The organism is Halorubrum sp. CSM-61, from assembly GCF_003781945.1.
Classification (GTDB): Archaea; Halobacteriota; Halobacteria; order Halobacteriales; family Haloferacaceae; genus Halorubrum.
This window is the reverse complement of record NZ_RJJW01000008.1, coordinates 159,705-166,891: the sequence shown is the minus strand read 5'-3', so window position 1 is coordinate 166,891 and position 7,187 is coordinate 159,705. Positions and strand designations below refer to the sequence as shown.

Below are 7,187 nucleotides of genomic sequence, written 5' to 3'. Positions count from 1 at the left end.
CTGCGAGCGTGTCATAGAAAAGTTCACGCACAGTTTCTTTCGGGGTAGTAACTAGCGAATCTCCTGCTAAACTCTCCCGCACACCGACCTTTTGCTGCAGTCGCTCGCGTTGCTCGCTCCTTGGCAAAAGCTCGACCAAAAGCCTGCGAGCCTCCCGATGGTCGGCTCTTGGCCTCGCCTTCGGCGAGCGAACCGGCAACCTTCCGGGTCCTCCGGACCGCTCGGTCGCCGGACAGCTGCGGTAACTAGATCCTCTATACTGATCAGTTAGACGGATTCTTGGCCGGGTCGTGGCCAGTATCTCGTAGTGGTTGCGACCTGGGAGTCACAGCGCACGGTCTTTCGACGAATCGCTCAACAGCCGTACGTCCAGTGGCCAGTCTATGATTCGACGCCGTTGTACGATCAAACCTCACTCGCCGGATTAGAATCGGATATTCAAATCGTCTCGGAAGTCTGGTTTACTCACCACGAACACGACTCACTGGAGCAGTTCATCTGCACACTCCCAATAGCCTACTTCAGATTCGAGGCCCACGACCGCTACACGGAGTCGACGCGCTACGAGATGAACACCCTCTTTCGAGTGTTCGTGCTGAAAGAACTCCATGGATGGGACCACGAGACGGCACTCGTCGAATTCCTCGAGTGCCACCCTGAACTTCGCGAGCAACTCGAGCTCGATAGAATTCCGAATCAGTCGACGCTGTGGCGCAGCTGGCACGAGCGCTTCACGGGTGAGTTGCGTGAGACGGTTGAGACAGCCGCCCGGACAATCCTGATCAATGCCCAGAACGCGGGTGTAAGCGTTCCGCGTGACCCAAAACGGACGCTCCCCCAACGAGGTAACGACACCGATGAGTCCGACCTAGACGGTCAGACTGTACTGGAACAGGCGGAAGCGATCACAGATCACATCAGCCGCGTCGTTTTCCCGGCGTTCTCATTGGACCGTGGTGAGGGTTGTGAGATCCATGAGAACGCCTACTGGGACTTACAGACCTATCTCGGTCTCCGCGAGAACTTGGCTGCCAACGAGGGGGCTCGGAGCTTCATTTGCGAGTCAACGCGTGATCGGACACCACTCGGGCACGCCCATCGCGAGCATATTCGTAACCTCTCGATCGCGGAGATTCGCGAGATGTACCGCCAAGCAGTGAAACGTCTACTGGATGAAGTCGCGGAGACAGAGCAGTTCTTTCGAGCGGGAATCATCGCGATCGATATCACGGAAGCTGACCCGTTCACGGGTGACCGAAGTGGGCACAAGGACGAGATTCTCGGAACGAAAGAGAACACCGACGAGTACGCCTACCAGTGGGCGACAGTCCAGCTGGTCGGTAATGCTGTCCCACTTGTGCTCGATGCGCGGCCAGTTCGACGAGGTGAGTCACGCAAGGAAATCGTTGAGGACTTGCTGGATTCGGCTGAAGGGCTCATCCACGTCGATAACGTCCTGATGGACCGAGAGTTCGACAGCCAGCACATTCTGGAAATGATCAGCCAGCGTGGACTGTCCTACGTCGTCCCGAAGCGGATGCAGACGAGCGAGAAAGCCCAAGCTAAACGGTTGCTCCAGCGGGGGCAGGACCGATACGAAACGGACCGAAAGCTCCATCTCGGGAAGAACGAGTGGCACGAGACGACGCTGATCTACCGACGCAAAGAGAACTCCGAGCATGACGATCACCGGCAGTACTCGGTGTTCATGTCCAACCGTGGCGGTGGATTCCTCACTGAGTATGGGTATCGGTGGGAGATCGAGAGTGGCTATCGATCAATTAAGCGGTTCATGGCCGCGACAACCTCGACGGATTTCGGACTGCGGTTCTTCTACTTCGCGTTTGCCAGTTTGTTGTACTCGATTTGGCGAGCGGTCGATCTGCTCGTCCAAGTCGAGTTGACTGGAGAATACGAACGGTCACCGATGGTGACTGCCGATAATACACTCACGCTGTTGAAGAAGGAGACCGGAATCGGGTAGTACGGTGCTCTACCCGTGATAGAGCGTTGTCTGAGTGGCAACGCTACCGAAAGTTGCAGAAAATCGCCCATATAGTAGGAACTTCAACAAGAATAGTCGTTCAGAGAGCGTTCTGAAGCGGTCTCCACTCATCGATTCGGTTGAAACCACGCATCACAGACCCGCTAAACCCACTGTAGTCTCAACTTCCAAAGGCGCGACAGTAGTTGAGGCCGGTCATCTCAATGCATATGCCTCAAGCCCTCTCTGCTCAGTGGCTCAGAGTTGGTCGATCGGCTTGTTGATGATTTGGAAGACTTCGCTCGCCCGGTAGAACCGATTCCGGTCTTTCCCGGTGAGTTCTTCGAGTATTCCGTCATCTTCGAGCTGTCCGATCAGTCGGTTGGCCGTGCTGTATTCGACATCTAACCACTCGGCCGCCGTATTCACGTCAAGGTACGGATCTTCGAAGAGCCGCATCACCAGTTCGAGGATGTTCTCAGACCGCTCGCTCTGATAGCGCTGTTGATAGTCTTCTCGTAGGTCGACTAGCAGGTTGGCCCGCTGATGGGCCTCGTCCGCTTGCGACTGTACGCCACGCAGGAAAAACAGAAGCCACTCTTCCCATTCACCGTGCTGACTGACTGCCAGGAGATGATCAACGTAATCTGACCGCCGTGCGTTGAAATAGGAACTCAGGTAGAGATACGGCTCGGGCAAGAGACCGTCACGTTGTAGGAGGAGACTGATCAATAGCCGCCCGAGTCGTCCGTTCCCATCGAGAAACGGGTGAATCGTCTCGAACTGGTAGTGGGTCAGCCCGATTCGGAGAAGTGGATGCAGATTCGTCTCTTGGTTCGCATACTCGAGCAAGTCTTCGAGAAGGTCTGGGATCTCGTTCGGTGGCGGCGGCACGTACCTGGCGTCTTGGATGTATGGCGTACTGCCGATGAAGTTCTGAGTCGTACGGAGTTCCCCTGGGTCAGCCTCATCCCCACGGACACCCGAAAGCAACCGGTCGTGCATCTCGCATAGCAATTCGACGGTGATTGGATCGCCAGCTGTGATCGCATCCAATCCGTGTGTCAGCGCGTACAGATAGTTCACGACTTCTTGGGTACCCTGCTGTCTGTCTTCGTCGATGAGAGCCTCCTGTCCAGCCTCATAGGCGTAGATGTCTGAGAGGGTCGCATGTGTGCCTTCGATTTGCGAGGATTCCAGCGCTTCTTTTCGGATGAACGGCTCGATTAGGATCTCTCTTGAGCCGACACGTGGGCCGATACCGTGGAGTCGACCAAGTGCCTGTGTCGCCTCCGCCAGCGGTGTAATGAGCTGCTCAGTGCTAACTGAAGGGGGGAGCGGGTCAGGGCGGAATGCCGAATATGTCCCCTTCGGTGTCGTCGTGGGGACGATTTCACCGGGAGCCGTCTCGTCGAAATTATCTCGCTCCATTAGTGGCATCCCGACAAATACGCTGGCTACTATTGGTATTTTTGGTGCTAAATCAAAATAGTAGGATGAGTGATTGCACTGTCACAACTACTCAGAATCTCTGAGGATAGATTTGACCCACATATTCTATTCACTACTTTGCGCATGAAACACCCGCTAGAAAGGACTGCGTACCGAGCGTCAACCACTGGGAGACGAAGATGGTGCTTCGTTATCAGTAGTGTCTGGAGACTCGTGTGCGAGTGCCACTCCAGCATACACGCCACCGGTCCAGATACTCCCTAAGAGGGCCACTATCGGCAGGTCATCCGGGAGGAGCGGGCTAATTGGCGTGAGGAGCATTATCACCGGGGCAAGCACGCTGAAGAGAGTGTACCAGAATTTCGAGTGAGGACCAGACCATTTGAATCGGTACTGGGGATATGCAAGAAACCCGTACGCTGCGATTGATGACGTAACTGCGATACTACCCCCAATCCACCAATCTCCACGCCGTATACCGAATAGATAGCCCAGCACGGCACCAATTCCGAGACCGATTAACGCCGAGGACCAAGACTTCATACCGGAGAGCACGGCTGGCTGGATGATAAGTTGTTTCTCTGTATTGACCGATCCGTGAATCTCCTGTGTTGATCGGAACCGGGTAGAAATCATCAGCTTCTAAGGATTCCAACAGAGCCAGGAGTTCTTATTCCTTGAAGAGCACGTGCTACGTGACGCTGAACGCCAGTACCAGCCAGTATGGCGGGCGGCGAGGAAAGCGTACTGTTAATTCCCTCAAATACCGAGATCGCGGAACGTCCAGTCATTCGAGAGATCGGAATCGAAGCCCATCTCTTCGACGAGGTCTCGGATACGCTGTTCGACTGTCTCGTCGAGTTCGAAGGCGTAATCCAACTCATCGTACCAGTCGTAGTACCGTGGCATCCCCGGCCAGTGGCTGTCTGTTTTCAGTCCGTAGACGCAGTCGAGCAGGTATCGACGATATGGCATATCGTCACGGGTGACGCGAGGGAGCGTCCCATTGATCGATTCGTCTCGTACCAGCTGTTCGAGTAGGTCGACGGCAGCGTACTGGTCAGCGTAGAAGGCGTGTTCGACTGTTGGGTTGACGGAGAAGATGTCCTCAGTCGTACGGGCGTGGAGCTGGTCGACGACCGAGTGGTTTGGATGTCCGATTCCCCACCCATAGGCATGGACTTCCTCGCGCGCGACATCGTCGCTTTCGGGAGCGTTGACCGCGACAGTGTTCAGGTATTCGAGTGCCTTGACCGGAATCGCCTCGACACCATCGGTTATCCGCGTTCGAATGAGATATCGCCCGACAGCGTTTGCTATTGTGGGCGTGACGAGCGGAAATTCGTCCTTCTCAGTGGGCTCATGCGCATCGATTACATCCGCAAGGAATGGCCAACCGTGTACTTTCGCTGCATCGTCGAGTTCGTTGCTGACGCGCTCGTAGTATGGCCAGAACACGTCCCGAAACGTGTCTCCACTGCTATCTTCCTCGACTGCAGTCGAGAGTGCTGCTTCGAATTCGACGACTGCGTAGTGTAGGGCATCCACGTCACCGTCAGAGAAACGATCAAGCAGGTTATCGAGTTCGGCAACCGCTTCGTTCCGTTTTTCGGTTGGAGATGAGTCAGATTTAGACCTCCCCGAATCGGTCGAGGTTGAGAACGTGTCCGATTGGACATCGCCACAGTCGTGAAGTCGGAGACGAGTGAGTGTCTCGAACGACTCCCCGCAATCGTCGCACTCGTGAGCCATAGTCCGACTAGAGGCATGTGGAGGAAATGTGTTCCCCCTGGAACCGGATTGCGGAACTAATCTCTCTCCCCTAGCGAGTACCGACCTTCCCCAATCTCGATGTCTCTTATCGAGATGGACGAGGACTTCTGCGTGTCCGAGTCAGTATCTCGTAGTGGCTTCGACTCCCGAGTCTCGTCGAACGATCTTTCGACGTATCGCTCAGCGATCGTACGTTGAGTGGCCGGCGTATGATTCGACACCACTGTATGATCGAACGTCGCTCGCGGGACTGGAATCAGATGTTCGGACGATTTCTGAGACGTGGTTCAGCCACGAGAGCCACAACTCGGTCGAAAAGTTCGTCTGTTCGCTGCCGCTCGCTTACTTCAAATTCGAGACCCATGACCGCTATGCGGGATCGACGAGCTACGAGATGGACACCCTCTTTCGAGTGTTCATGTTGAAAGAACTCCACGGATGGGACCACGAGACAGTACTCGTCGAATTCCTCGAGTGCCACCCTGAATTGCGTGAGCAACTCGGACTCGAGAGCGTTCCGAATCAGTCGACGCTCTGGCGTAGCTGGCACAAGCGCTTCACGGGTGAGTTACGCGAGACGGTTGAGACGGCTGCCCGGACGGCCCTGATCAATGCCCAAAACGCGGGTGTGAGCGTTCCGCGTGACCCGGACAGGACGCTCCCTCAGCGAGGAGACAGTACCGGAGACTCCGATCCGGACGAGCAGACCGTGCTGGAACAGGCGGGAACGATTACGGATCACGTCAGTCGCGTTGTCTTTCCGGCGTTCTCGATGGATCGTGGAGAGGGCTGTGAGATCCACGAGAATGCCTACTGGGACTTACAGACCTATCTCGGCCTCCGCGAGAACTTAGCTGCCAATGAGGGGGCTCGGAGCTTCATTTACGAGTCGACGCGTAGTCGGACACCGCTGGGGCACGCCCATCGTGATCAGATTCGTGACCTCTCCATTGAGGAGATTCGTGAGATGTACCGTCAGGCCGTGAAACGGCTACTGGATGAAGTCGCGGAGACAGAACAGTTCTTCCGAGCCGGAATCGTGGCCATCGACATCACTGAAGCTGAGCCCTTCACCGGTGATAGAACAGGTCACGAGGATGAGATCATCGGGACAAAAGAGAAGACCGACGAATACGCCTATCAGTGGGCGACCGTCCAGCTCGTCGGTAATGCGGTCCCGATTGTCTTAGACGCAAGGCCGGTGCGGCGTGGCGAGAGTCGGCTCGAAATCGTCGAAGATCTACTTGACTCGGCTGAGGACCTCGTCCACGTCGACAGCGTGCTGATGGACAGAGAATTCGACAGCCAACACGTCTTGGAGATGATTAGCCAACGCGGGCTCACGTACGTCGTTCCAAAGCGGATGCACACGAGCGAGAGAGCCCAGGCGAAACGGCTCTTGAAGAGTGAGACAGATCGATACGTGAACGACCGTAAGCTCCACTTGGGCAAGAATGAGTGGCACCAGACGACGCTCGTGTACCGTCGAAACGAGGATTCTGAGCACACTGACCACCGGCAGTATTCGGTGTTCATGTGCAACGGTAATGTGGGACTGCTGAGTGAGTACGGCTATCGCTGGGAGATCGAGAGCGGCTATCGGAGCATTAAGCGGTTCATGGCCGCGACAACCTCGAAGAACTTCGTACTGCGATACTTCTACTTTGCGTTCGCCTGTCTGCTGTACTCAATCTGGCGGGCCGTCGACCTCCTTGTGCAAGTCGAGTTGACGGGTGAGTACGAGCATTCTCCGATTGTGACTGCGGACAATACGCTCACACTGTTGAAGAAGGAAACTGGAGTCGGGTAATCGCTGATATTGAGCCAGTGAGAACAGGGGTAACGAGCGGCAGCGCTGTTCTGATCTCTTCAAATACGCAGTTCTAGTTGAGATACTAACTGGAAGTGGTGTCCCGACCCGAGTGTGAACCGTGTCAAGTTCGGTGGTTCGGCTGATATCGTGCATACCAGCGTGCTA

5 protein-coding genes are annotated in these 7,187 nt (G+C 55.5%); 2 read left to right on the top strand and 3 right to left on the bottom strand.

Annotation, left to right across the window (positions count from 1 at the left end; translation table 11 throughout):
• Positions 1 to 307: 307 nt before the first annotated feature.
• Positions 308 to 1,984 (top strand): transposase, encoded by a 1,677-nt coding sequence (locus EDM04_RS14630; protein ID WP_123623350.1) that lies wholly within the window; start codon positions 308 to 310, stop codon positions 1,982 to 1,984.
• Positions 1,985 to 2,242: 258 nt separating this feature from the next.
• On the opposite strand, the gene EDM04_RS14625 is transcribed toward EDM04_RS14630, so the two are convergent.
• From EDM04_RS14625 to EDM04_RS14615, 3 genes are all read right to left on the bottom strand, one after another.
• Entirely contained in the window at positions 2,243 to 3,415 is a 1,173-nt protein-coding gene (locus EDM04_RS14625) for a Fic family protein (protein ID WP_123623348.1), read from the bottom strand.
• Between the two features lie 180 nt (positions 3,416 to 3,595).
• A complete protein-coding gene (locus EDM04_RS14620; RefSeq protein WP_123623346.1) occupies positions 3,596 to 3,979 on the bottom strand; it encodes a hypothetical protein in 384 nt (127 codons plus the stop codon).
• Positions 3,980 to 4,195: 216 nt separating this feature from the next.
• Positions 4,196 to 5,188 carry a hypothetical protein gene (locus EDM04_RS14615; RefSeq protein WP_123623344.1) on the bottom strand — a complete coding sequence of 331 codons (993 nt, stop codon included), beginning with the start codon at positions 5,186 to 5,188 and terminating at the stop codon, positions 4,196 to 4,198.
• A gap of 154 nt (positions 5,189 to 5,342) precedes the next feature.
• Here EDM04_RS14615 and EDM04_RS14610 point away from each other — a divergent pair, with 154 nt between their 5' ends.
• Positions 5,343 to 7,019: a transposase gene (locus EDM04_RS14610; RefSeq protein ID WP_123623342.1), complete on the top strand. Its 1,677-nt coding sequence runs from the start codon at positions 5,343 to 5,345 to the stop codon at positions 7,017 to 7,019.
• Positions 7,020 to 7,187 lie beyond the last annotated feature (168 nt).